Annotated in this window: 21 protein-coding genes; 8 read left to right on the top strand and 13 right to left on the bottom strand. The window is 66.0% G+C overall.

The genetic code is table 11. The annotated features are described in order from the left end of the window. Positions 1–18: 18 nt before the first annotated feature. The 4 genes from AC3A6F_RS03475 to AC3A6F_RS03460 form a co-directional block, all read right to left on the bottom strand. Positions 19–726, bottom strand: a complete 708-nt coding sequence (locus tag AC3A6F_RS03475; protein WP_487678587.1) for an anti-sigma factor — start codon at positions 724–726, stop codon at positions 19–21. Next, positions 723–1,280: a sigma-70 family RNA polymerase sigma factor gene (locus AC3A6F_RS03470; RefSeq protein ID WP_487678586.1), complete on the bottom strand. Its 558-nt coding sequence runs from the start codon at positions 1,278–1,280 to the stop codon at positions 723–725. Before AC3A6F_RS03470 ends, AC3A6F_RS03475 begins: the two co-directional genes overlap by 4 nt. Before the next feature lie 96 nt (positions 1,281–1,376). Then, positions 1,377–3,107, bottom strand: a complete 1,731-nt coding sequence (locus tag AC3A6F_RS03465) for a response regulator (protein ID WP_487678585.1) — start codon at positions 3,105–3,107, stop codon at positions 1,377–1,379. Further along, positions 3,094–4,572: an ATPase domain-containing protein gene (locus AC3A6F_RS03460; RefSeq protein ID WP_487678584.1), complete on the bottom strand. Its 1,479-nt coding sequence runs from the start codon at positions 4,570–4,572 to the stop codon at positions 3,094–3,096. The genes AC3A6F_RS03465 and AC3A6F_RS03460 overlap by 14 nt, the downstream gene beginning before the upstream one ends. Before the next feature lie 552 nt (positions 4,573–5,124). On the opposite strand from AC3A6F_RS03460, the gene infA reads away from it, so the two are divergent. Continuing rightward, complete coding sequence (infA, locus tag AC3A6F_RS03455; RefSeq protein ID WP_123071346.1) at positions 5,125–5,394, top strand: translation initiation factor IF-1; 270 nt, start codon at positions 5,125–5,127, stop codon at positions 5,392–5,394. A gap of 123 nt (positions 5,395–5,517) precedes the next feature. Here infA and AC3A6F_RS03450 read toward each other — a convergent pair whose 3' ends face one another. The 5 genes from AC3A6F_RS03450 to AC3A6F_RS03430 form a co-directional block, all read right to left on the bottom strand. After that, positions 5,518–6,723, bottom strand: a complete 1,206-nt coding sequence (locus tag AC3A6F_RS03450) for an MFS transporter (protein WP_487678583.1) — start codon at positions 6,721–6,723, stop codon at positions 5,518–5,520. Between the two features lie 10 nt (positions 6,724–6,733). Beyond that, positions 6,734–7,612, bottom strand: a complete 879-nt coding sequence (locus AC3A6F_RS03445; protein ID WP_320469528.1) for a hypothetical protein — start codon at positions 7,610–7,612, stop codon at positions 6,734–6,736. Positions 7,613–7,629: 17 nt separating this feature from the next. Next, positions 7,630–8,415: a hypothetical protein gene (locus tag AC3A6F_RS03440; protein WP_487678582.1), complete on the bottom strand. Its 786-nt coding sequence runs from the start codon at positions 8,413–8,415 to the stop codon at positions 7,630–7,632. Further along, positions 8,405–8,914, bottom strand: coding sequence for a hypothetical protein (locus AC3A6F_RS03435; RefSeq protein ID WP_487678581.1), 510 nt, complete (start codon positions 8,912–8,914; stop codon positions 8,405–8,407). Before AC3A6F_RS03435 ends, AC3A6F_RS03440 begins: the two co-directional genes overlap by 11 nt. 83 nt (positions 8,915–8,997) lie before the next feature. Then, positions 8,998–9,291, bottom strand: coding sequence for a DnaJ domain-containing protein (locus AC3A6F_RS03430; protein ID WP_147933957.1), 294 nt, complete (start codon positions 9,289–9,291; stop codon positions 8,998–9,000). Between the two features lie 165 nt (positions 9,292–9,456). Between AC3A6F_RS03430 and AC3A6F_RS03425 the strand changes: the two genes are divergently transcribed. Then, positions 9,457–11,211 (top strand): glutamine--tRNA ligase/YqeY domain fusion protein, encoded by a 1,755-nt coding sequence (locus AC3A6F_RS03425; protein ID WP_487678580.1) that lies wholly within the window; start codon positions 9,457–9,459, stop codon positions 11,209–11,211. A 511-nt stretch (positions 11,212–11,722) separates the two neighbouring features. Further along, complete coding sequence (locus AC3A6F_RS03420) at positions 11,723–13,927, top strand: metallophosphoesterase (protein WP_487678579.1); 2,205 nt, start codon at positions 11,723–11,725, stop codon at positions 13,925–13,927. A gap of 74 nt (positions 13,928–14,001) precedes the next feature. Here AC3A6F_RS03420 and AC3A6F_RS03415 read toward each other — a convergent pair whose 3' ends face one another. Continuing rightward, on the bottom strand, positions 14,002–14,970 hold the full coding sequence (locus tag AC3A6F_RS03415) for an IS1595 family transposase (protein WP_487678578.1): 969 nt from the start codon (positions 14,968–14,970) through the stop codon (positions 14,002–14,004). A gap of 292 nt (positions 14,971–15,262) precedes the next feature. On the opposite strand from AC3A6F_RS03415, the gene AC3A6F_RS03410 reads away from it, so the two are divergent. Beyond that, entirely contained in the window at positions 15,263–17,068 is a 1,806-nt protein-coding gene (locus AC3A6F_RS03410) for a sensor histidine kinase (protein WP_487678577.1), read from the top strand. 250 nt (positions 17,069–17,318) lie between these two features. After that, positions 17,319–18,134, top strand: coding sequence for a glycine-rich domain-containing protein (locus tag AC3A6F_RS03405; protein WP_487678576.1), 816 nt, complete (start codon positions 17,319–17,321; stop codon positions 18,132–18,134). A 72-nt stretch (positions 18,135–18,206) separates the two neighbouring features. On the opposite strand, the gene AC3A6F_RS03400 is transcribed toward AC3A6F_RS03405, so the two are convergent. Together AC3A6F_RS03400 and AC3A6F_RS03395 are read right to left on the bottom strand one after the other, a co-directional pair. After that, entirely contained in the window at positions 18,207–18,479 is a 273-nt protein-coding gene (locus AC3A6F_RS03400; RefSeq protein ID WP_487678575.1) for a hypothetical protein, read from the bottom strand. 155 nt (positions 18,480–18,634) lie between these two features. Next, positions 18,635–19,522 carry an NAD(P)H-binding protein gene (locus AC3A6F_RS03395; RefSeq protein ID WP_487678573.1) on the bottom strand — a complete coding sequence of 296 codons (888 nt, stop codon included), beginning with the start codon at positions 19,520–19,522 and terminating at the stop codon, positions 18,635–18,637. A 181-nt stretch (positions 19,523–19,703) separates the two neighbouring features. Between AC3A6F_RS03395 and AC3A6F_RS03390 the strand changes: the two genes are divergently transcribed. Beyond that, on the top strand, positions 19,704–20,732 hold the full coding sequence (locus AC3A6F_RS03390; RefSeq protein WP_487678572.1) for a CDP-6-deoxy-delta-3,4-glucoseen reductase: 1,029 nt from the start codon (positions 19,704–19,706) through the stop codon (positions 20,730–20,732). A gap of 117 nt (positions 20,733–20,849) precedes the next feature. Beyond that, entirely contained in the window at positions 20,850–22,097 is a 1,248-nt protein-coding gene (locus AC3A6F_RS03385) for an MFS transporter (protein ID WP_487678571.1), read from the top strand. A gap of 17 nt (positions 22,098–22,114) precedes the next feature. Here the strand turns inward: AC3A6F_RS03385 and AC3A6F_RS03380 are convergent, their stop codons facing one another. After that, positions 22,115–23,737 (bottom strand): methyl-accepting chemotaxis protein, encoded by a 1,623-nt coding sequence (locus AC3A6F_RS03380; protein ID WP_487678570.1) that lies wholly within the window; start codon positions 23,735–23,737, stop codon positions 22,115–22,117. Positions 23,738–24,047: 310 nt separating this feature from the next. On the opposite strand from AC3A6F_RS03380, the gene AC3A6F_RS03375 reads away from it, so the two are divergent. Beyond that, positions 24,048–24,425 carry an HPF/RaiA family ribosome-associated protein gene (locus AC3A6F_RS03375; RefSeq protein ID WP_487678569.1) on the top strand — a complete coding sequence of 126 codons (378 nt, stop codon included), beginning with the start codon at positions 24,048–24,050 and terminating at the stop codon, positions 24,423–24,425. The last annotated feature ends 30 nt before the right edge of the window (positions 24,426–24,455 follow it).

Below are 24,455 nucleotides of genomic sequence, written 5' to 3'. Positions count from 1 at the left end.
CAGCATGCGGGCTGCTGATCAGATCCTGACCGCGCGCCCGATATAGAGTATGGGCCCGGTCGGACGGCCGATCGGTGATCCGGCGGCCGGTTCCAATGTGATTTCGAACAGCTGGTTCGGCACCACCTTCGGCAGGTTGGCGAGCTTGACCTCGACCGACTCTCCCGGCTTGACCAGGCCCAGCGAGACCGGACCTTCCCAGTCGTCGGCCTTGGTCCACAGCTGCAGCGCGCGATCCGCGGGCACCTCGGTCGTGACCAGCGGCTCCAGGCGCAGCGTGTCGTCGGCCACCAGCTCCAGCACCCAGCCCGGCCCCGCGTTCTGCGGCGCGGCCAGCACCACCATATAGCGCGGCTGCTTGACCTCGACCTCGAACTGGCGCACGCCGACCACGGCCGCCATGATCGCCGCGGCAGCGAAGCCGCCGGCGGCCAGTGCGCGCCACAGGCCCAGGCGTTCCCACCAGCCCGGACGGGCGGCCGCTGGTGCGGCCACCGGCCCCACTGTCGTCACACTACGCTCGATGCGCGGCCACAGCGCGCCTGACGGCGCCACCGGCCCGACCAGCGCGTTCAGGGGCAGCAGCCGTTCTTCCCAATAGGCGACGGCGGCGCGCAGCGTGGCGTCGTTCGGCAGCATGGCGTCCACCTCGCGGCGCCGTTCGCGCGACAGCGTGCCCAGCACGTATTCGCCGGCCAGCTCGTAGGGGTCGTGGACCGGATTCATACCATGCACTCCCGCAGCGCACTCAGGCCGCGCTTGATCCAGGCCTTGACCGTGCCCAGCGGCGACTTGAGGCGTTCGGCGATCTCGCTGTGCGAGAAGCCGTCGACATAGGCATGCAGGATGCTGTTGCGCTTGGCGACGTCGAGCCGGTTCAGGCAGTCGTGCAGGCGCCCCATGTCCTGGCGCAGTTCGAAGGCGTCCTGCATGCCGGGATCGAAGGCATCCGTGCCCAAGGCGTCGAACGCTTCCTCATCGACCTTGATTTCGCGGGCGCCGTCGCGCACCGCATCGAGCGCCGCATGGCGCACGACCGTGTACATCCAGCCGCGGCCCGAACCGCGGGTGGCGTCGAAGCCGGCGGCGCGGGTCCAGATGTTCACGAAGGCGTCGTGCAGCACATCCTCGGCCGCCTGGCGCTCGCGCACGATGCGCAAGGCGACGCCCATCAGGCGCGGGCTTTCCTGGTCATACAGGCGGCGCAGGGCTTGCCGGTCGCCGCGCGCGCAGGCGGCGAGGTGCGCTTCATAGTCGAACTGGTCGGGTGCAGTTGTCACGGCGGGCCGTTCTCGGGTGGATGGTCCGGGACCTGCCGGCTCCCGATGAACGGCAATTATAGTTGGGCAGGTGAAAGTGGCTTGCACGCTTGCCCGTCAGTGGACAGCCGTCGCCCCGCCGTCTCCCTGGCGCTGGCGATCGAGCGCCTGGCCGACGCTGATCGCCAGCTCGGCCAGCTGGAAGGGTTTGCGCAACACCACGCCATCGCCGATCACCTGCTCGATCGCCTTCATGTCGGCGTAGCCGGTGGCGATAATCGTCGGCAGGCCGGGGAACATCGCGCGCGTGCGCTGCACCAGTTCGGCGCCGGTCATGCCCGGCATCAGGTAGTCGGTGATGAGCAGGTCGGGCCGCTCGTCGTGCAGCGCACAGAGGCCCGCCTCGCCGTCGGGCGCCTGGCGCACCGTATGGCCGAGGGCTTCGAGCGAGGACACCATCGACTCGCGCACGAAGTCGTCGTCCTCGACGATCAGGATGCGCGCCGCCCGCCTGACGGCCGGCATGCGCGCCGGCGGCGCCGGCTCGGCGTCTTCCTTGCCGCCCGCCGTGCGCAGCCAGATTTCCACCGTGGTGCCCACGCCCGGCTCGCTGAGGATGCGCGCGGCGCCGCCCGACTGCTGCGCCATGCCGTACACCTGGCTCAGGCCCAGGCCGGTGCCCTTCACGCCCTTGGTCGTGAAGAATGGCTCGAACACCTTGGCCACCAGGTCGGGCGCCATGCCTTCGCCGCTGTCGGCGACGGCGATGCGCACGTAGTCGCCCGCCGGCAGGAAGCCCGGCGGCGGTTCGCCGCAGGCGGCGACGAACACCAGTTCACCGCCATCCTGCATCGCGTCGCGCGCGTTGATGGCCAGGTTCAGCAGCGCCATCTCCATCTGGTTGGCGTCGGCCAGCACCGGCGGGCAGGCGGTATCGACATCGAAGCGCAGCCGGATGCGTGAACCGAGCGAGGTGGAGACCAGTTCGCGCACGCCGTCGAACAGGGCGCCGATATCGGTCTCGCGCAGGTCCAGGCTCTGGTTGCGGGCGAAGGCCAGCAGCTGGCGCGTGAGCTTGCCGCCGCGCTGGCAGGCCTTGCGCGCGATCTCCGCGCGGCCCTTGGCCACCTCGTCCTTCGACATCAGGAGGATCAGGTCCATGCTGCCCTGGACCACGTTGAGCAGGTTGTTGAAGTCGTGGGCGATGCCGCCGGTCAGGCGCCCCACCGCTTCCATCTTCTGGTACTGCGCCATCGCTTGCTGCACCCGTTCGCGCTCGATGATCTCGTTCATCAGGCGGTCGTTGGCCTGGGCCAGGGCGCGGGTGCGCTCCTCGATGCGCGACTCCAGTGTTTCGTTCAGCGCCACCAGCTCCTGGCGGCTGTGCTGCAGGCTGGCGGCGGTGCGCTCGCGGTCGGCCAGCACGTCGCGCGCCTGGTACTGGCGGCGCCGCGCGCGCAGCGCCGACACGGTGGCGCTGCGCAGGGTCTGGACGTTGAGCGGACGCTCGAGCAGGATCACGTTGCCCAGGTCGCCCAGGCGCGCGCGCGCCGCGCCCTGCTGCAGGCCGATCGTCTTGCCAAGCAACACAACGAAGGGAAAGTCCGACCACGGCGCCTGGCGGCCCAGCCAGGCGTGCAATGCCGCGACATCGGCCCCGTGCAGGGCTTCCTCGGCCAGGATGGCCGCGCCCGCGCCCTCGCCGATGGCGCTCGCCAGGGCGCCGAAATCGGTGGCGACCTCGCATCCGAGCCCGTCGCGCTCCAGCACCGAGGCCATGACCTCGGCATCGCGCCCGAGGGGCGCGAAGATCAGTATCCGTTCTTCGTGCAGGCTACTCCGGTGCATGCCCGGCCTGCGCCATCAGCGGCGTGTCCCCGCGGTAGGTTGGCATGCCCGACAGTACGCCCTCGAACCCATCCAGCGCCGCGCCGATGACCACCCCGCCCTGGCCCAGCAGCAGCTCGTGGATGGTCGTGGCATGTTCCGTGGTGCGGCTCTTGATCACGCTGATCGCGCGCCGCACCTTGCCGCCCGCCTCGAAGAAACGCAGCAGCACCGTGCTGTCGCTCAGGTAGCTCAGGTCGACGTCGGTGCGCGCATCGGCCATCAAGCCGTGCTGGCCGAGGATCATCACCGTGGTCACGCCCTGCTGGTTCAGGTAAGACAACAGTTCGTGCATCTGCAGGATCAGGAAGTGCTCGCCCGGCATCGCCTGCAGATAGGCGTTCAGGCTGTCGATGACGATGAAGCGGCTGCGACGCTGGTCGACCGCGTCGCGCAGCTTCTGGGCGAATTCGCCGGGTGACAGCTCGGCCGGATCGAAGTGGTCGATGGTGAGCTGGCCGTTGTCGAGATAGGGACGCAGGTCGAGGCCGAGCTGGGTGCTGCGGGCGAAGAAGGTGCCGAGCCCTTCGTCGAACAGGTAATACGAAGCCTTCTCGCCGCGCTGCAGCGCCGACAGCAGGCAGCGCGTCGACAGCGTTGTCTTGCCGATGCCGGACGGCCCCACCAGCAGGGTATTCGTGCCACGCACCAGTCCGCCGCCGAGCAGCGCATCGAGGTCATCGGAACCGCTTGAGTCGACCTGCGGCGAGAAATCGCGTACGTGTTCGGCGGCGACCAGGCGCGGATACATCACAATGCCGCCGGTGTCGAGCGTGTAGTCGTGGAAGCCGCCCCGGAAGCGGATGCCGCGCATCTTGATGACGTTGACCCGGCGCCGCTCCTTGCCGTACTCCCTGGTGATCTGCTCCAGGCTGATGACGCCATGGGCCAGGCTGTGCAGATGCTGGTCGGACTCGGCGGTCTTGTCGTCGAGCAGCAGCACGGTGCAGTCGCGCGCCGAGAAGAACTGCTTGAGGGCAAGGATCTGGCGCCGGTAGCGCAGCGGGTTCTGGGCCAGCAGGCGCACCTCGGACAGGCTGTCGAACACGATGCGCGCCGGCCGCTGGGCGTCGACCTGGTCCATCACCTTGCGCGTCGTCTCACCCAGCTCGACTTCGGACGGATGAAACACCGACTGCTGCGAGTCGGGGTCGAGGTCGTCGTCCCCGGCCAGCTCGACGATCGCCAGGGCGCCCAGGTCCCAACCATGGCTGTGGCCCACTGCGACCAGCTCGTCGGTGGTCTCGGACAGCGTGATGTACATCCCGCTCTCGCCACGGGCGACGCCGTCGAGCAGGAATTGCAGGCCGAGGGTGGTCTTGCCGGCGCCGGGCGAACCCTCGACCAGGTACAGGCGTTTCGGCGTAAGGCCGCCGCCCAGGATGTCGTCGAGACCGGGAATGCCGGTCGAAGTGCGGTCGTTCATGAAATACAGCCCTGGCTGTAGGCCGGTTCACGCGCATCCGCGCCTGCGCACGAGGGACGGGATGGGGATGGCCTGGATGGAAAGTGTCGTGCGCGATGCAGCTAAGGCGCAACGGATATTGCTGGGATTATATCCTCATCAAGGCTGGGCCGGGACAGCACAGCGCCAACCGTGCTACACTATCGCTTGTGCGGCATCGATCAAGCCTCTTGCGCTTCTTGCGTTGGGCTGGCGACACGAGATTGCCTCTGGTAATTCCTGATTCCGTCCCCATATCGTGTTCCTGCGGACGAATACTGCGCCAGCAGCGCAGCCCTGAAGCGCGACGCGGAACGCGGGCCGTCGCACCCAACGAAGTAACCGTCATACCTGACATCGAATTGAAGCCGGCCGCGTGTGCGGGCTTTCTCATTCCCCGGCATGGCGCCTGCGCCGCGCCGCCACGGTCACCTTACATAGCCTGCTTGCGCGGGCCGCCTCACCCGCCGGCCCGGGCGCCTTCGCGCCAGGCCGGCCAGATATACTCGTATTCAATCTAACAGGAGCCCAATCATGGCAAAAGAAGAACTCATCGAAATGAATGGCGTCGTCTCTGAAGTGCTGCCCGATTCGCGTTATCGCGTCGATTGCGAAAACGGCCACAAGCTGATCGCCTACACTTCCGGCAAGATGCGCAAGAACCACATCCGCATCATCGCCGGCGACCAGGTCAGCCTGGAGCTGTCGCCCTACGACCTGAGCAAGGGCCGGATCACCTTCCGCCACCTCGGCAAGACCGGCACCGGCCCGCGCCCTCCAGTGAACCGCGCGGCGCGTCGCTGATCGACGCACCGCCCATCGGTAACAAACGCCACGCCCAGCGTGGCGTTTTCATTTGTGCGCGCTGTTCGGACCCGGCTGGCGGAAACAGGCGGCAGCCGCATCAGCCGCGTCAGCCGCCGATGCTCAGCGCGGCGCTACCGGCGCCAGCGTGCGCAGGCGCAGCGCGATCAGCAGGCCGATGCCGAGGATCGCGCCCAGCAGCGCCACCACCCCGGGCCAGGCCCAGTGCTCGTACACATAGCCGGTGAACCACCCCACCACGCTCGATCCGAGATAATAGGAGAACAGGTAGATGCCCGAGGCCAGCGCCTGCGGCGGCTGGGCGCGCCGTCCGACCCAGCTGCTGGCTACCGAGTGGGCGGCGAAGAAACCGAAAGTGGCCAGGCCCACGCCAAGCACCACGGCGACGACCGAATCGACCAGGGTCACCAGCAGCCCCACGATCATCACCCCCATCACCAGCCACAGCACATTGCGCCGGCCCAGGCGGTCGGCCAGCTTGCCGGCCCACATCGAGCTATAGACGCCCAGCAGGTAGAGCAGCGACAGCAGCCCCACCGCGCTCTGGCGCAGGCCGAACGGCGGACCCAAGAGACGATAGCCGATGTAGTTATACAGGCTCACGAACGCCCCCATCAGCAGAAACGGCAGCGCGAACAGCCAGGGCAGGCCCGGATCGCGCAGATGGATGCGCAGGCCGTCGACGAAGCCGGGCCCGCGCGCCGGCAGCGCGCCGCCATGACGCGACGGCGGCAGGCTGCGCGAGAATTCCCAGGCCGCGTACAGTCCGGCCGCGCCGAGCAGGCCCACCGCCACGCGCCAGGACGCGACATCGCTGACGAAGGCCGAGATCACCCGCCCGCTCATGCCGCCGAAGGCGCTGCCGCTGATGTACATGCCCATCGACAGGCCGAGCGAAGTCGGCTCGATCTCGTCGCTCAGGTAGGCCATGGCCACGGCCGGCAAGCCGCCCAGCATGAGGCCCATCAGGCCACGCACGGCGACCAGTTGCGTATAGCTGGCGGCGAACGCGCAAGCCAGGGTCAGCACCGCGCCGCTGATCATCGAGGCCACCATGACCGGCTTGCGGCCGAAGCGCTCGGCAACGCTGGAAGAACCCAGCAGCGCCAGCGCCAGGGTGGCGGTGGACACCGACAGCACCAGGCTGCTCTGGGCCGGCGACAGCGCGAAGTCGTGACCCAACAGCGGCATCAGCGGCTGGACGCAGTACAGCAGGGCGAAGATGGAAAAGCCCCCGAACGCCATCGCACGGTTGATGCGCCGGAATGCCGGGCTGCCGGCGGCGATGCGTGCGCCGGGGGTGCTCATGCAGGCATGTTCAAGGATATTCCGGATCCACTTCGGAACCGGCGTAGTTCTCGAGCTCGGTCATCAGCTGCGCGATCGTCGCTTTCGTACCGATCTGTTCCAGCACCGTGCAATGCTTGCGGTAGATGTCGATGCGCTCGGCGACGACGGCCTGGTGGGCCGGCGGGATGCGCGCCAGGAATTCGGCCCAGCCCTGCTCGAAGTCCGGCTGGTGCTTGCGCAGCGCCTTCACGAAGCGCTCGAACTCGCTCTGGCCGGTGCGCGCCGTGATGCGCGCGCCGCCCTCGGCCGCGAAGATGATGGCCAGCGCGATCACGCCCTCCGAGTTCAGGTCCGGATCCTTGACCGGGCCCTCGTAGTGGTTCTTGCGCAGCCACTCGGCGGCCTTGACGGTCGCCTGGACCTGCTGGCGCTGCTGGACCTGGCCCAGGAAGCGCTCGTAGCCCGACCACGATTCGCCCGGATCGGCGGTGCAGATGTCGACGAACAGCTCCTTCAGGCGGCGCTGGGCATACACCGGGTCGTTGTCGTATTCGCTCACCAGGCTGTCCTCGGGCAGCGCGGCCAGCTCGCGGATCATGCGGAAACCGGCCTGGAAGGCGTGTTCGGCGCCCTCCCCCACCAGGATGTCGAGCGCGTCCAGGTCGCCCTCGTCCACACTCTGGATCAGGTGCTCGAGACCCAGGGACACGCCACCCACGGTCAGCAGCAGCGCGCGCGCGATCCCTTCGGCGGTGCGGTCGTTGGTGAACTTCTCGGCCACCATGGCGGTGATCCCGGACAGCTCGTCGGCCAGGATCGCCGCTTCTTCCGGCGTGGCTTCGCCCGGCAGCAGCCTGATCGCGCGGATCAGGCGCGGCGGTTGTTCGATGACGATGGCTGGCAGCATATCAGCGGCGGCTCCCGTCACGAGAAGATGTCCGAGCCCATGCTGCGGCGCGGGCTGCGGCGCGGCATGCTGCGCACCGACGGCACTTGCTTCCTTAGGCGCAGCAGGAGGTCGCGCGTCGAGCGCTGCATGAATTCGGACTCTTCGTCCGGATCGTCTGGCAGCTCGATCTCGGCCATCTCGGCGCTGTGGCGGAACTCGGGGAACAGCTCGAGCAGCGAACGCTCCCAGCCGTCTTCGGTGGCCTTGGCCAGGTCGACCGCCAGCGGCACGATGTCGCTGTCGGCGCTGGTCTGGCCGCTGACGTAGCGGCCTTTCGACAGGATCTCGCCCGCCACCTCCAGGATTTCCTTCGGCGCCAGCGACCACAGGATGGCGAACACGGTGGCGCCATGGTCGGTGGCCGAGGCGGCTTCGAGCAGCTCGTTACGGCGCTCTTCGTCGTCCTGGGCGTAGACCACGCCGTGCACGTGGTTGAACAGGTTCTCGGCGATGCGCTCGGGATCGTCCTCGATCAGGTTGTCGGGCCAGGTGGCGGCGATGAAGGCCAGGCTGTCGGCCCAGGCCTTGGGCGGCACCAGCATGGTGGCCAGCGAGGTCTTGCCGCCGTCGAAGCCCGACAGGTGCAGCGCGGTCACTTGCGGCGGCAGCTCGGTCAGGACCTGGGCCACGGCGTAGTCGCCATGCTCGTCGGCGGCCTTGGAAAACACCTCTTCGGCGTGATCCAGCGAACCGGCCAGCACCAGCTCACCGACTTGGCTGATCAGGGCCGGCAGATTGGATTTGCTGCTCTCATCGCTCATCGCGGTCTCCTTCGTCGAACAGGCCGGTGAAGTCGTCGGTGGCGTCGCCGTTGTCGTCGACGTCGTCGCCGTCGTCGTTGCGGCCGAGCTGCTCGAGCGACTGGTCTTCGTCGTCCCAGCGGTTCTGGTTCTTGAACAGGAAGGCGGTGATGATGGCCTGGCGCGCCAGTTCCGGGTAGTTGGCGGTCATGCCCTCGTACATCGCCTTGCCGTCGTCGCCACTGCACTCGGCCATGGCGAACACGCGCGCCGGGTCGCCGTCGGCGTAGTCGGCCGCTTCGCGCATCAGGCCCTTCGGATCCAGGAAGCGGATCTTGTCGACCAGCGCGAACGCCATCATATTGACGTCGTCGATGCCGCCGCCGTCGGCGTATTCGGACACCAGCGCGCCGACCATCATGTCGTAGTTCTTGCGATTGGGCGGGTCGCCCAGGGTGCCCTCGATCTGGCCTTCCAGTTCACGCGACTGGAAAGAGAATTCGGGATGTACGTTCTTCATGTTCTATCCTGTTGATGGGACGCGGCAGTGTGGGCCGCATCCGGTGCTTGCCATGTGTGCGTAGGGCGCCGTGGGGCGCCGGGTCAGTTCGCCGGCAGGTTCACGCCGTTGAGCGCGAACAGCGAGCGCCACAGTTCGAAAGCCTCGGCCTCGGCATCGAGCACGATGCGGTGGTTCACGCTCTGGTTGTATTCCTCGCGTTTGGCACGGTCCGAGAGGATCTCGTAGGCCTTGGTGACGGCCTTGAAACGCGCTTCCGCGCCTGGCGCCCCGTTGCGGTCCGGGTGGTAGCGCATGGCCAGCGAACGGTAGACCTTCTTGATCTCGTCGTCGGTGGCATTCGGCGCGACGCCGAGGATCGCATATAAATTTTCCAACAGAAACTCTCCCGGCAACTATCTTAAGAATGCGTAAATAGAGATTATCCTATAGAAAACGCCGGACGTGGCGCGAGGGCCGATGTCCGGCCCGCGACGCGGGCAACCTCAGCCGCCTCCGGGTACGGTAAAATGCCCTCCAACTTACCCTTCCAGAACTATTTCATGAGCAACGACAAGAATACCCCGGCGCCGGGCAATGCACCGTCGTCGAATTTCATCCGTGCGATCGTCGAATCCGACCTGGCCGCAGGCACCCACCAGCGCGGCGGCCTGCCGCCGGTCATTACCCGCTTCCCGCCGGAACCGAATGGCTACCTGCACATCGGCCACGCGAAATCGATCTGCCTGAACTTCGGCCTGGCGCGCGACTACGCCGGCCTGTGCCACCTGCGCTTCGACGACACCAATCCGGAGAAGGAAGACCAGGAATACGTCGACACCATCATGGATAGCGTCAAGTGGCTCGGCTTCTCGTGGGAGCGCGAAGGCCAGCAACACCTGTACTACGCCAGCGACTATTTCGAGCAGCTGTACAAGATGGCCGAGTACCTGATCGAGAAGGGGTATGCCTACGTCGACAGCCAGAGCGCCGAAGACATGGCGAAGAACCGCGGCAACTTCGGCACGCCCGGCACCAACTCGCCGTTCCGCGACCGCCCGGCCGCGGAATCGCTGCAGCTGTTCCGTGACATGCGTGCCGGCAAGTACAAGGACGGCGAGCACATTCTGCGCGCCAGGATGAGCGAGGATGCGATGGCGTCCCCGGTCATGACCAACCGCGACCCGGCCCTGTACCGCATCCGCCATGCGCACCACCACCGCACGGGCGACGCCTGGTGCATCTACCCGATGTACGACTACACGCACCCGATTTCGGATGCGATCGAGAACATCACCCATTCGCTGTGCACCCTGGAATTCCAGGACCACCGTCCGTTCTACGACTGGCTGGTCGCGACCCTGGCCGAAGGCGGCTTCTTCAACAAGCCGGTGCCGCGCCAGTACGAATTCGCGCGGCTGAACTTGACGTACGTTGTCACCTCCAAGCGCAAGCTGCGCGCACTGGTCGACGACGGCACCGTGACCGGCTGGGACGACCCGCGCATGCCGACCATCGTCGGCCTGCGCCGCCGCGGCTACACGCCGGAATCGATCCAGCTGTTCTGCGAGCGCATCGGCGTCTCGAAGGCCGACGGCTGGATCGACATGGGCACGCTGGAAGGCGCGCTGCGCGACGACCTGGATCCGAAGGCGCCGCGCGCCATCGCCGTGCTGCGTCCGTTGAAACTGATCGTGGATAACTTCCCTGAAGGCGAGTCGGTGGAATGCTCGTCGCCGGTCCACCCGCATCATCCGGACATGGGCAAGCGCACCTTTCCGTTCACGCGCGAGCTGTGGATCGAGCAGGAAGACTTCATGGAAACCCCGACCAAGGGTTATTTCCGCTTCACCCCGCCAGTGGGCGACCAGCCGGGCAGCCGCGTGCGCCTGAAGTACGGCTATGTGGTCGAGTGCACCGGTTTCGACAAGGATGCCGACGGCAAGGTGATCGCCGTGCACGTGAAATACTTCGAGGATTCGAAGTCGGGCACGCCGGGCGCCGATAACTACAAGGTCAAGGGCAATATCACCTGGGTCAGCGCGGCAGGTGCGCTTGAAGCCGAGGTGCGCCTGTACGACCGCCTGTTTACCGATCCGCAGCCGGACGCGGGCGGCAAGGACTTCAAGTCGGTGCTCAACCCGAATGCCCTGGAGACCATCACTGCCTACCTGGAACCGGGGCTCAAGGATGCCGTGGCCGACCAGCGCTTCCAGTTCGAGCGTCACGGTTATTTCGTGGCCGATCGCGTCGATTCGCAACCCGGCAAGCCGGTGTTCAATCGCGTGACCACCTTGAAGGATAGCTGGGGCAAGTAAGCCGGCCAAGCGCCGACGCCACCACGCTCGTTAGCCGCAAAACCGTCGTTCCCGCGCAGGCGCACTGGTGTCCGGAATAATTTCGGGCGCTTGAAAAAGGCCGCCTCATAGGAGAAACCACGTCGTTCCCGCGCAGGCGGGAACCTAAGTTCGACCGACCAGCGGCTCAAAAATCGCCTTCGACAAGCGACAAGACTACGCTAAAGCATGAACATTCTTTGATTCAGCATGGATCCCCGCCTTCGCGGGGATGACGATGCATACTTTGCGTATAAATATTCTGGACACCAGTGCGCGCAGGCGGGAACCCAAGTTTCTGATCGCATCACTCGCGTCGAGCGTAGTGGCAGCGCAAAGGACTTGGGTTCCCGCCTCCGCGGGAACGACGTTTTGAGATGGTCCGGCTTTTGCTCGCATGGCCGACAAGAGTGACGCCGTTGCACGGATGTTGTAACAAAGCGGTCATGCAAGAATGCAATCATCCCGGCCATCTTTCTGTCCGGAGCCTTGCATGTCCCCCTTACGCTCGACCCGCTATCGTTTGACCCGCGCTGCCTCCTGCGCCGCCGCCCTTTCCCTGGCCGTGCTGGCCGGTTGCAGTCCCAGCGATCCCGCCGCACCGCCGGTGACCACGCCTCCGCCAGTGCAGACGCCGGACCCGACACCAACCCCTCCGGTCCCGACGCCGGTCGCCTTCATGAGCGACGTGCACTTCCAGAACGTCTACGGCGACTTCAAGAACAGCCAGTTCGCCGGCATCCCGACCAAGGACGGCAAGCACGCGACCATCCGCACCATGTACGCGCAGCTGACCTCGACCCGCCTGTTCAACGAGAATTACTTCGCCTTCTTCGCCGCGCTGGACGACGCCTACGCCAAGGGCATCCGCGTGGTGGCGCTGCCGGGCGACTATACCGACGACGCCCAGCCGATGAACGTCGACGGCATCGCCGAGATCATGAAGACCTATCAGGCCAAGGGCATGCGCTTCTTCCTGGCGCCGGGCAACCACGATCCGGTCGAGCCCTACGACGACAACGAAGCCGGCAAGAACGACTTCCTGACCAAGGATGGCAAGGAACAGAAGATCTTCGCCACCGGCAATCCAGCCTGCGTCGCCAAGGACCCGACCGTGATCTGCACCGACCAGATCATGGAACAAGGCACCGAACGCCTGATGACCAAGATGGCGGAATTCGGCTTCATGCCGAACAAGGCCGACCTGCTGTGGGAAACCCCGTTCAGCAAGTACAGCGGCGGCAAATACACGTATGACGAAGCGCTGGCCCAGGCCGCGGTGAAGAACCGCCAGTTCGAGATCTGCCTCGAGGGTTCGGGCGGCGCCTACAAGGCGGCCGGCGAAGCCAAGCTGGGCAAGGCCTTCACCAAGTGCACCGAGATGATCGACAGCACCTATCTGGTGGAGCCGGTCAAGGGCCTGTGGCTGCTCTCGATCGACGCCAACGTCTTCGTCCCGAACGCGAAATTCGATCCGGCCAAGCCGCACGACTTCAAGGGCTACGATGGCGCCGGCAACGCCGGCTGGAACAAGGTCATCACCCACAAGATGTTCCTGATGGACTACATCAAGTCGGTTGCCGCCCGCGCCAAGGCGCAAGGCAAGCAGCTGATGGCCTTCTCGCACTACCCGACCATGGACTTCTACGCCAACCAGACCGGGGCCATGAAGGCCGTATTCAAGTCGGGCGCCTTCCAGACCGCGCGCGTGCCGGACCAGACCGTCGCCAACGCCGTGGCCGCGACCGGCCTGCGCCTGCACGTCGGCGGCCACATGCACTTCAACGGCACCAACGACCACCAGGATGCCGGCGGCAATTACCTGGTCAACGTGCAGTCGCCGTCGCTGGCGGTGTATGGCGCGGCCTACAAGATCGTCACCTACAAGAACCAGGACACGATCGACGTCCAGACCATGCCCCTGAACACGGTGCCGCGCTTTGCCGAGCTGTTCCCGCACTACGTGGTCGAGAACGACTACCTGAAGGGCAGCTCGGCGCCCGCCGACGCCGCCAAGCGCTGGGACCGCGACATCCTCGAGACCCGTTCCTACGGCGAGTACACCCATCAGTACTTCGGTGAACTGTCGCGCCTGCGCTTCATGGACGAATACTGGCCATGCGAGATGAAGGAAGCGGCGATGGCCCTGAACGGCAAGCAGATGCTGATCCTGTCGCAGCTGCAGACGAAGGTGACGCTGGCCCAGCTGAAGGACGCGCCCGGCGTCGTTCCATTGACGGCCGCCTGCGCCGCACCGGGTACCGCAGCCGGCACCGCGGCGCCGGCCTCGACCCTGGCGACCGACTGGGCTGACGCCACCGCGCGCGCCGACAAGCTGGCCAGCGCCGCCGGTCTGCGCCTGGACGACTTCGCCAGCATCTCGGCCTACGATTTCTATGGCGACTTCCACCGCACCGTGTATGCGGGCGAACTGGCCCTGCGCGACATGGGCCAGCAGCGCGTGAACCAGTACAAGGTCTTGATGGCCGCCTTCCCCGCCACCCCGGCAGCCATCGTCAAAGTGGGCGACAAGCCATCCGACCAGAACCCGGTGCACGTGCCGTTCCAGAACCAGTTCAAGCAGGTGTTCGCCATCCTCAAGGGCCTGGGCTCGGCCAAGCCGAGCGACCATTTCACGGTCGACCTGCAAGGCAAGAAGGTCAGCAACGCCAGCAATAACGGCCTGAGCTTCAACTGATCGCCCGCTGGTCACTGACCAGCCCGAAGGTGCCCCGGCCCATGGTCGCGGCGCCCTTTTTGGCGCTGTCATCGTTACCTGTTGATGACCCTGAATACAAGACGCAGAAATTGTTCGACAGAAGTGACTCGGCCGCCATCGAGCGCCCAATGCCAGCCCAGGTAGTTGGGGAGCCAGCGTGACGCCACACCATGAAAGCGCGCCAGCCATTCTTTGAAGCGCTGATGGTAGGCGTTCACGTTCTGCACATGGATGGCGCCTTCGACGCCATTGCGGACGCGTTCCCCGGCGCTGAGATTGACGGCCTGGTGCGCAATGCCATGGGCACGGGCGAAGGCCGGATAGGCGGCGTTGGCATCGGTGACCAGCAGCGCCTGCGGATCGAGTTTCGGCAGCAGGTGCCTGACCAGTTGGGTCACCTTCAAGGCGCCGCGACCGGTCACGGCGTCGATGGTTTGCCCGCTGCGGTCTCGCGCCACCAGGATGCAGTCGAGGTGATGCGAAATCCCACGCAGGGCGGCCCTGCCGCCGCGCTTGCGGGGCTTGCGATCGAGCTTGCGTGAACCCTTCTGCGATTCGAGCAGGAACATTTCGTCGGCCTCGACGATGCCGACCAGGCGCTCGGGCCGGTCGTCCTTGACCCGGTCGAGAAAGCGATGGCGCCAGCGAAACGTGGTGTTGGGGTGCACGCCGACACGCTTGGCCGCAGAGCGGACTGTGCGTGAATCGAGCACCGTGTCGAGATAATCGAGCCACTTGCCCTTGTGCCTGAGCCGCGCCAGCGGCGTGCCGGTGAGGTCGTTGAAGGTGCGGCCGCACGCGCAGCAGCGAAAGCGTTGCAGGTCGTTGGCCTGGCCATGGCGGTGGCAACGCTCGCAGGCGCAATCGGGGCAGCGCCGTCCCTTTGACCGGATCTCGCCAATGAGGGCGACCACCCGGTCGAGCCCAGCTGCCGGATGCAGGGCGGCAAGCACCTGCTGACGCTGCGGCTGGTTCAGCTGAGGCAGCTGGGCGAACATCTTGGCGAACTTCGGCGCTTTCATGGCGCGCTCCCGATCGATGGCGACCGGGATTGGACCGCCAGTAAGCTCAGCAGTTCAATGCTCATCCATATTTAACGATGACAGCGCCCCCTTTTTTTCATCTGTAGCCTCACCACCAGACGTCGTGTTTTTGTAAAACCTAGTAAACCTGATAGCTACTGTCTCGTCATACATTGCTTAGCGTAATAACCTACCGTATTGACGTCGAGCACGCTCACGCGCCGCCCTGCATTTTCGAGACCACCGCATGCCTCCAGATCGTCCTCCCGGAATGTTCGCGCCGGCAACCCTTGTGACGGGGTTGCTGCTGTCGCTGGCATTCGGCGCCGGCGCCTGGCTCGCCACCTCCGAGGCGATCGAGAGCGATGCCCACGCGCGTTTTCGCAGCATGGCGCGCGCCTCCCAATACACGATCGACGCCCGCATCAAGAGCTATAGCGATGTGTTGCGCGGCGCCGCCGGACTGTTCCGCGCCGCGCCCGACACCACGGCCGACCAGTTCCGCCAGTACGTGCAGCAGCTGGACACCAAGCGCAACTTCCCGGGCATCGAAGTCATCAATTACGCGCGCGCCATCCACACGCCAGGCCTGCCGGCGCTGAACGAGGAGCTGCGTGGACGCCTGGCGCGGCGCGGCGTGCACCACTACGAGCCGCTGGTGGCCCAGCCCGACCGTAATACCTATACGGTGCTGGTCTATATCGAACCCCTGCTCCCGCTCTCGCTCACCAAGCTGGGCATGGACCTGGAAGCACGCGGCACGACCCGGCGCGTGCTGGCCAGCGCGCGCGATTCCGGCTTGCCGAGCGCCTCGGGCACCCGCATCGAGCTGTTTTCGGGCCCCAACCAGAACGGCCTGGCGCTGCGCCTGCCGGTGTACCGCAGCGACATGCCCACCGACTCGGTGGAGGGGCGGCGCCTGGCCTATATCGGTTCGGTCGGCATCGGTTTCGGCGTCGCGCGCCTGGTGGGCGGGGTGCTCGACGAGTTCCCGGTCCGTGGCGCGCGCCTGATCCTGACCGAGCTGACCGCGGTGACGCCCGAGCCCGGCGAGACGCCGCCGCGCGCCATGCTGTACGACAGCCTGGCCAGCCCCGAGCGTCCCAACCCGCCGCCGCCGCTGGACGACAGCAGCGTGTTCGCGACCAGCCTGCCGATCGAATTCAACCAGCGCATCTGGCGCGCCGACTTCAGCATCCCGAAGTCGGTGCTGTACACGCGTTTCGACATGTACTACCCCTGGCTGGCCGCCTTCGCCGCCGGCATCAGCACCGCCCTGCTCTACGCCCTGTTCCAGATCCTGGCCTCGTCGCGCCGCAACGCCCTGCGCATGGCCGAGGAAATGACGCGCGAACTGCGCGCCAGCCAGGCCAAGCTGCAGGCCAGCCACGAAAAGCTGCGCCTGCTGGCGGCGCATGCAGAGCAGATCAAGGAAGGCGAACGCAAGCGCATCGCGCGCGAGATCCACGACGACCTGGCGCAGAACCTGCTGGCGCTGAAGATCGAGGCCGAGCTCCTGGCCAACCGCACCCGCGGCGGCCACCGGCGCCTGCACGCGCGCGCCGACGCCACCGTGCGCCAGATCGACGTCACCATCCGCAGTGTGCGCCAGATCATCAACGACCTGCGCCCCAACGTGCTCGACCTCGGCCTGTCGGCGGCGGTCGACTGGCAGGTGGCCGATTTCGCGCGCCGCACCGGCATCGAGTGCGAGCTGGTCGACGACGACGGCGAGCACCGCATCGACGACCACAGCGCCACCGCCTTCTTCCGCATCCTGCAGGAGTCGCTCAACAATGTGGCGCGCCATGCGCGCGCGACCAGGGTCAGGATCGCCTTGCAGCAGCAGGCCGACATGCTGACCATGACGATCCGCGACAACGGCGTCGGCATGCAGCCGGGAAGCCGCAACCGCCACGGCTCGTTCGGCCTGGTCGGGATCGAGGAGCGGGTCGGCATCCTCGGCGGCTCGTTCTCGATCAGCAGCGGCCTGGACGTCGGCACCACGGTGGTGGTGTCGATCCCGGTCACGCCCATGTTCGGCGACGACGATGTGATGTATGGGGGGCCGCTGTCGACGGTGGCGGTGGCCGCATGACGACGCGCGTCGTCATTACGCAGTGTTGCAACAAATATCGTTATTTACGGCATGAGTTTGATCAAGCTCAACAGATGCAATGACTATCCGCATGAAAATTTTTATCACTGTCACGGGTCAAGACGAACTTGGCAGCAGTAGTTTCGACCAGGAGGCCATGACGCGAGCCAGTACCACCAGCTTCAATCGCACGACTGCCATGCCAAACAGGGATAACGCAGCGCCATTACAATCTAACGAGGTGATAACCATGTCGACCAATACCGAATTCTCAGTGTTCGAAGCTCTTGACCTGACACCCATCAAAATGAAACTGATGCATGCGGAATCGGGCGAAGGCTGGTCCGAACGCCGTGCCAACGCGGTCGAGGCCGAGTACCGGCGCTTCTTGTTCCTGACGAAAAAGTACCCGGACGACGGCGCCTCGCCGACGGTCGATGTCGACACGTTCTGGCACTATCACATCCTCGACACGATGAAGTACGCACGCGACTGCGAAGCGACCTTCGGCTTCTTCCTCCATCACTACCCCTACGTCGGCATGGGCGCCGGCGCCAATGAAGGCGAACGCGAACGCGCGGGCGAGCGTATGCGTGAAATCTACGAAGCCGAATTCGGCGTGGTCATCAAGGGCGACGCTGCCTGGTGCGCAATTTCGGGCAAGCAAGCCGCTCAGGCCGATGGCACCGCCTGGTGCGCAGCTCCGGGCAAACAAGCCGCCCAGGCTGGCGACACCGCATGGTGCGCAGCGCCGGGCAAGCAAGCCGCCCAAGCCGCTGACACCGCGTGGTGCGCAGCGCCGGGCAAGCAAGCTGCCCAGGCTGGCGACGCCGCATGGTGTGCAGCCCCGAGCAAGCAAGCCGCCCAGGCCGGTGACACCGCATGGTGTGCGGCGCCGAGCAAGCAAGCCGTCCGGGCCGGTGACTCCGCATGGTGCGCGGCGCCGAGCAAGCAAGCCGCCCAGGCCGGTGAAACCGCATGGTGTGCAGCTCCAGGTAAGCAAGCCGTCAAGGCTGGTGACACCGCCTGGTGCGCGGCCCCGAGCAAGGCCGCGCAAGCCGCCTGACCGTCTGAATCAACGCCAAGGCCCGGCCCCGCAGCCGGCATCGCGGTCGTGGCCGCCATGCCGGCTGTCGCCCTATACGGCGCCAGCCATCATTGCCTCGCTGCCCTTCCTGATCATCAGCGCCCGCAATTCGCTGATGCTGAAATCGCTCTCCTCATGCATGCGGATCAGCAGCGTGGCGCCGATCGGCAAGGTGTTGTGGCGGATCTTGCTGATCACGGGCGGCGCCACTTCGAGCAGCTGCGACAGGGCTGCGTCATTCTTCAGGCGCAGGCGGGAGATGATGGCGTCGAGGACCCGGTTGGGGTCGTACTCGGCGCCAGGCGGAAGGCGGCGGATCGGCATGACTCTTTCAATTAATTATTATTGCTGCTTAAGACGCGGCGCCGCGAAAAATTAGCAGAAAGAGGCAAACCATCAGCATTTATACGGCTATTTTCGCGGGACGCGAAATTATACAGATAGTCGATAAATAATGTTTACTAATCTACTTCATTAACTTATAGCCCAGATGCGAGGCGCGCCAGCGTCGTGGCGACGTCGGGATGACGCAGGCGCACCCGCAGTTCGCGCCGCAGGCGCGTGTCGTCCAGCTGCCGCGATTCCGACATGAACGACAGCAGCATTGGCGACACCACGGCCTGCAGTTCGGCGCGCGCCAGGCGCGGCGGGCGGTTCATGCGGAAGGCGTCGGCCACGGCATCGAAATAATCGGCCATCTTCATGCGCGTGCGGTCCACCGCGTGCACCACGCGCCCGGCCCGTCCGCGCAACAGCGCCGCCAGCACGATGCGCGCCAGGTCGTCGGCGTGCACGTGGCTGGTGTAGACGTCGTCCTCGGCACGCAGCGCCGGGGTGCCCTGCTCCAACCGGCGCAGCGGCAGGCGGTCGTCGGCGTAGATGCCCGGCACGCGCAGGATGGACAGCGACGCGCCGGTGGCCAGGGCCCAGGCGCGCAGCACGCGTTCGGCGTCCACGCGCCGCCGCGCACGGGCATTGCGCGGCGCTACCCGCCGGTGTTCATGGACCAGCGCGCCGCCGCAGTCGCCGTACACGCCGCTCGTGCTCACATACACCATGCGCTCGACCTTTCCCAGCGCCGCCACCAGGTGGCGCGTGCGCCGATCGTGCTCGCCATCCGGCTGCGGCGGCGCCAGGTGCAGCACCCACGGCGCGAGCCGCCGCAGGCGCGCCAGGGTCGCGGGCCGGTCCAGGTCCGCCACCAGCGGCACCGCGCCCAGCGCACGCAGCTCGGCGCGGCGCTCGGGCTGGCTGGTCAGGGCGAATACCCGGTATTTCGCGGCCAGCAGCGGCAGCAGGCGCATGCCGACGTCGCCGCAGCCGACGATGAGCAGGCGGGGACGGGCGAAGGAGGAGCGGTCGGGCATGGGTTCGGGCGCGGTAGAGACGGACCGCGGCACTGTAGCACAGCGGTCGCGCCGACGCCGGCGCCGGGCCGGGCCACCCGCGCCCGGCAAAACCGGGGCCGGTGTAAAATAGCGCAGAGTTGCGGAAAACCGCCATTGGATCAACCACTTGCGCTAGCTTGCGCGCCAACCACCGAATCGCATGACCTTCCAGATCACCGTCCAGCCCAGTGGCAGCCAGTTCACCTGCGAAGCCGATGAAACCGTCCTTTCCGCTGCCATCCGCGCCGGCATCGGCCTGCCCTACGGCTGCAAGAACGGCGCCTGCGGCTCGTGCAAGGGCAAGGTGCTCAATGGCGCGGTGGAGCACAAGCCGCACCAGCAGCGCGCGCTGTCCGACATCGAAAAGACCGGCGGCATGTCGCTGTTCTGCTGCGCCGTGCCGGGCGGCGACCTGGTGATCGAGGCGCGCGAAGTGGGCGGCAGCTCGGACTACCCGCTGCGCAAGATGCCGACCCGGATCGCCGCCATCCGCCGCGCCGCGCCCGACGTCGCGATCGTCAACCTGCAGTTGCCGGCCAACGAGCTTCTGGCCTACCGCGCCGGCCAGTACATCGAATTCCTGCTCAAGGACGGCAAGCGCCGCGCCTACTCGATCGCCAACGCGCCGTCGTTCGAAGGCCCGCTCGAGCTGCACATCCGGCACCTGCCGGGCGGCCTGTTCACCGACCACGTGTTCGGCGCCATGAAGGAACGCGACATCCTGCGCTTCGAGGGCCCGCTGGGCACCTTCTTCCTGCGCGAGGAATCCGACAAGCCGATCGTGCTGCTGGCCTCGGGCACCGGCTTCGCCCCGGTCAAGGCCCTGGTCGAGCACCTGATGCACCTGAAATCGACCCGCCCGGTGCGCCTGTACTGGGGTGGCCGCCGCCCGCAAGACCTGTATATGGACGAGCTGTGCCGCGCCTGGGAAACCACGCTGCCCGACTTCACCTACGTGCCGGTGATCTCGGACGCGCTGCCCGAGGATGACTGGACTGGACGCACCGGCTTCGTGCACGCGGCCGTCATGCAGGACATCATCGATTTGTCGGGACACCAGGTGTACGCCTGCGGCGCCCCGGTCATGGTCGATTCGGCGCGCCGCGACTATACCGCCCTGTGCGGCCTGCCGGAAGACGAGTTCTTCGCCGATTCGTTTACCACCGAAGCAGATCTCGCAGCCGGATAACCGTAGGGTCGGCGGCTGCGCCGCCGACGCGTCGATGGTTGACAGCGAGATCGTCCGGCGCGAAAACGGCACCAATAACAATCACCGCGTCGGCGGCGAAGCCGCCGACCCTACGCCATGTCTCTTATCTCTCCCTCCGGCCGCCTCGGCGTCCTGCGCAACCGCAATCTCGCCTTCTATCTCTCGGCGCGCTTTCTCGCCACCTTCGCCGTCCAGATGCAGAGCGTGGCGATCGGCTGGCAGGTGTACCAGATCACCGGCAGCCTGTTCGATCTCGGCCTGATCGGCCTGGCGCAGTTCGCGCCGTTCCTGTTATTTATTCTTTGGGCCGGCCACGTGGCCGACCGTTACCACCGGCGCCTGATCGTCATGGCCTGCATGGCGGCCCAGCTGGTGTGCAGCGCGCTGCTGATTGCCTTTACCGCCAGCGGCAGCACGGTCGTGTGGCCGGTGTTCGCTATCCTGGTGGTGTTCGGCAGCGCGCGCGCCTTCATGATGCCGGCCTCGCAGGCCGTGCTCAAGAACCTGGTGCCCGACCGCGAATTCAGCCAGGCGGTGGCGCTCGGCTCGTCGACCATGCACGTGGCGATGATCCTGGGGCCGATCATCGGCGGCCTGCTGTACGTGTTCGGCGCGCAGATCGTGCACATGACCTCCGCCAGCCTGCTGGCGCTGGCGGTGCTCCTGATGACGAACACGCGCAGCATCGGGCAGATCGTCAACAAGGCGCCGGTCAGCTGGCACACCCTGCTCGAGGGCCTGCGCTTCGTGCGCTCGCGCCCGATCGTGCTGGGCGCCATTTCGCTCGACCTGTTCGCGGTGCTGTTCGGCGGCGCCACCGCGCTACTGCCGGCCTACGCCCACGACATCCTGGGCGCCGGGCCCACCGGCCTCGGTTTCCTGCGTACCGCGCCCGGCGTCGGCGCCGCCCTGTGCTCGATCACGCTCGCGATGTTCCCGATCACGCGCCGGGTCGGCGCCTGGATGTTCGGCGGCGTCGCGCTGTACGGCGTATGCGTGATCCTGCTCGGCCTGACCGACAGCTTCCCGGTCGCCCTGGCCGCCCTGTTCCTGCTGGGCGTGGGCGACATGGTCAGCGTCTACATCCGCCACCTGCTGGTGCAGTACGAGACGCCGGACGAGATCCGCGGCCGGGTCAGCGCCGTGAACTCGGTGTTCATCGGCGCCTCGAACGAGCTGGGTGAATTCGAATCCGGCGTCACCGCCGGCTGGCTGGGGCTGACGCGCGCCATCCTGCTGGGCGGCGTCGCCACGCTGGTGGTCACCGGGCTGTGGGCGGTGCTGTTCCCGGTGCTGTCAAGGATGGACCGCTTTCCGCACCACGACAAGGAGCGCGGGAACTAACCTCCCGCGCCCTGGCTTCAGGCCACCGCCAGCGCGCGCCGGTGCGACGCTGGCGCGGCCGACGCTGGACGGGCCGCGCCGGCATTGCGCTGTCCGGTCCCCAGGTTGAACACGCTGACCGTCTCGGCCAGGAGCGCCGACTGTTCCTTCAGCGACTGGGCGGCCGCGGCCGCCTCTTCGACCAGGGCCGCATTCTGCTGGGTCACCGCATCCATCTCGCTGACCGCCTGGTTGATCTGCTCGATGCCGTTTTCCTGCTCGTGGCTGGCAACCGTAATCTCGCCCATGATGTCGGTGACGCGCTTGACGCTCACGACGATCTCGTCCATGGTGGCGCCGGCCTGGCTCACCAGGCGGCTGCCTTCGTCGACCTTGTTCACCGAATCGTCGATCAGGGTCTTGATTTCCTTGGCCGCGCTGGCCGAACGCTGGGCCAGGTTGCGCACCTCGCTCGCCACCACGGCGAAGCCGCGGCCCTGCTCGCCGGCGCGCGCCGCTTCGACCGCCGCGTTCAGCGCCAGGATATTGGTCTGGAAGGCGATGCCGTCGATCACCGAGATGATGTCGACGATCTTGCTGGCCGACGCATGGATGGCCCCCATGGTCTCGACCACGTCGGATACCACGGCGCCGCCGCGGGTGGCGACGTCGGAGGCCGAGCGCGCCAGGCCGTTGGCCTGGCGTGCGTGTTCGGCATTCTGCTTGACGGTCGAGGTCAGTTCTTCCATCGACGACGCGGTTTCTTCCAGCGAGCTGGCCTGCTGTTCGGTACGGCTCGACAGATCCAGGTTGCCCGACGCGATCTCATCCGAGGCGGTGGCGATGGTATCGGTACCCTCGCGCACCTGGCTGACGATGTCGCGCAGGTTCGTGTTCATCTCTTTCAGTGCGCCCAGCAGCTGGCCGGTTTCATCCAGCGAGGTCACCTCGATGTGGCTGGAGAGGTCACCGGCGGCGACGGTGCGCGCCACTTCCACGGCCCGGTTCAGCGGCTTGACGATCGAACGGGTGATCAGCCAGGCAATGGCGACCGCCGCGATCAGGGCGAAGCCGCCGACGCTCAACATCAGCACGCGCGCCTGCGCATAGGCATCGCGTCCACGCGCCTGGTCTTCATCGTTGCGCGTGCTCTGCAGAGTGATGATGTCGTCGATCGAGGTGGTCCAGCCGCGCATGGCCGGCACGAACTCGTCGCGCAGGAAATCCCTGCCAGCATCGATGTCGTTTTGCCGCGCGAGCGCTTCGCCCTTGGCGATCAGCGGCAGCACCTTGGCGGCGGCCGCAGCGGTATTGGCCAGCTGGGCCTTGCCTTCGTCGGTAGTGATCGACACATCCAGCAGTTTGACGCCGGCCAGGTAGGCTTCGCGCGCCTTGGCAATCGCGCTCGACTGTTCCTGCATCTGGGCTTCATCCGAGATGATCGTCATGTCGCGCACGGCGATCGAGATCCGGCGCAGGTTGTCGCGCATCGTGCTGGCGGCCTCGATGCGCGCATTGTTCACTTCCACGACCTTGACCAGCAAGTCGTTCATGGCGCTCAGTTTCTGGACGCCCGTCGCCAGCACGACAGCCAGCAGCACAAGTACCAAGCCAAAGGCGAGCGCCAGGCGCTGGCCGATTTTCAGTTGCTTCAATTGCATCTTGATTTCCGTTCCCTGTTGGTGCGCCAGCCGTGCTCGAGGAAATTGCCTGCGCGTTTTTATTGGTTTACCCCCGTCCGCCATCATCCGTTTCTTGTGAATTTGCGAATTCGATATGAAACAATTCGATAGAATTGGTGGTATTTGCAGATTCTAGTAGGAGACTTCCTACAAAACGAGTGATAAATTGCGTTGTGGAAATTCGGCAACACTGATACCTGCTCGTCATTATCAAGACGGCAATACAGTCGGGCGCGGCGAATTCCGGGGGGAGTGTAAGATGAAGCCGTAACGACTACAGGAGGCTTCCATGCAGATCAATATCAACACCGACAACACCATCAATAAGCACCAGGGCCTGGACGAGCACGTCGACAGTGTCGTGCGCTCCTCTATTGGTCGCTTCGGCGACCACGTCAATCGCGTTGACGTGCACTTGAGCAATGAGAACAAAGAAAAGAAAGCGGATGGCGGCAATTCGTGCATGCTCGAAGCACGCCTGACCGGCATTGCGCCGATCGTCATCCACGAGCACGCGAATGACCTGCACCAGGCGATCAACAACGCTGGCGGCAAGCTGGCGCGTGCGCTGGACAGCGCGATCGGCCGCCTGCACGACAAGCAGCGCGCCGCCTCGATCACGCACACCGAAGATCCAACCGCCGACAAGCACCTGACGGATATGTGATCGTCCTCCAATGAAGCGCAGGCCCGTCCG

Source organism: Massilia sp. Soil_C_3, assembly GCF_057657035.1.
The sequence above is the reverse complement of the archived record's forward strand: the minus strand, read 5'-3'. Positions and strand labels throughout refer to the sequence as shown.

Bases quoted from the DNA above. Each gene is read 5' to 3' on its own strand.
- AC3A6F_RS03420 (WP_487678579.1), top strand. From the start codon at position 11,723: ATGTCCCCCTTACGCTCGACCCGCTATCGTTTGACCCGCGCTGCCTCC.
- AC3A6F_RS03465 (WP_487678585.1), bottom strand. From the start codon at position 3,107: ATGCACCGGAGTAGCCTGCACGAAGAACGGATACTGATCTTCGCGCCC.
- AC3A6F_RS03440 (WP_487678582.1), bottom strand. From the start codon at position 8,415: ATGAGCGATGAGAGCAGCAAATCCAATCTGCCGGCCCTGATCAGCCAA.
- AC3A6F_RS03395 (WP_487678573.1), bottom strand. From the start codon at position 19,522: ATGCCCGACCGCTCCTCCTTCGCCCGTCCCCGCCTGCTCATCGTCGGC.
- AC3A6F_RS03375 (WP_487678569.1), top strand. From the start codon at position 24,048: ATGCAGATCAATATCAACACCGACAACACCATCAATAAGCACCAGGGC.
- AC3A6F_RS03435 (WP_487678581.1), bottom strand. From the start codon at position 8,914: ATGAAGAACGTACATCCCGAATTCTCTTTCCAGTCGCGTGAACTGGAA.
- AC3A6F_RS03380 (WP_487678570.1), bottom strand. From the start codon at position 23,737: ATGCAATTGAAGCAACTGAAAATCGGCCAGCGCCTGGCGCTCGCCTTT.
- AC3A6F_RS03415 (WP_487678578.1), bottom strand. From the start codon at position 14,970: ATGAAAGCGCCGAAGTTCGCCAAGATGTTCGCCCAGCTGCCTCAGCTG.
- AC3A6F_RS03425 (WP_487678580.1), top strand. From the start codon at position 9,457: ATGAGCAACGACAAGAATACCCCGGCGCCGGGCAATGCACCGTCGTCG.
- AC3A6F_RS03390 (WP_487678572.1), top strand. From the start codon at position 19,704: ATGACCTTCCAGATCACCGTCCAGCCCAGTGGCAGCCAGTTCACCTGC.
- AC3A6F_RS03400 (WP_487678575.1), bottom strand. From the start codon at position 18,479: ATGCCGATCCGCCGCCTTCCGCCTGGCGCCGAGTACGACCCCAACCGG.
- AC3A6F_RS03405 (WP_487678576.1), top strand. From the start codon at position 17,319: ATGTCGACCAATACCGAATTCTCAGTGTTCGAAGCTCTTGACCTGACA.
- AC3A6F_RS03450 (WP_487678583.1), bottom strand. From the start codon at position 6,723: ATGAGCACCCCCGGCGCACGCATCGCCGCCGGCAGCCCGGCATTCCGG.
- AC3A6F_RS03445 (WP_320469528.1), bottom strand. From the start codon at position 7,612: ATGCTGCCAGCCATCGTCATCGAACAACCGCCGCGCCTGATCCGCGCG.
- AC3A6F_RS03385 (WP_487678571.1), top strand. From the start codon at position 20,850: ATGTCTCTTATCTCTCCCTCCGGCCGCCTCGGCGTCCTGCGCAACCGC.
- AC3A6F_RS03460 (WP_487678584.1), bottom strand. From the start codon at position 4,572: ATGAACGACCGCACTTCGACCGGCATTCCCGGTCTCGACGACATCCTG.
- AC3A6F_RS03475 (WP_487678587.1), bottom strand. From the start codon at position 726: ATGAATCCGGTCCACGACCCCTACGAGCTGGCCGGCGAATACGTGCTG.
- infA (WP_123071346.1), top strand. From the start codon at position 5,125: ATGGCAAAAGAAGAACTCATCGAAATGAATGGCGTCGTCTCTGAAGTG.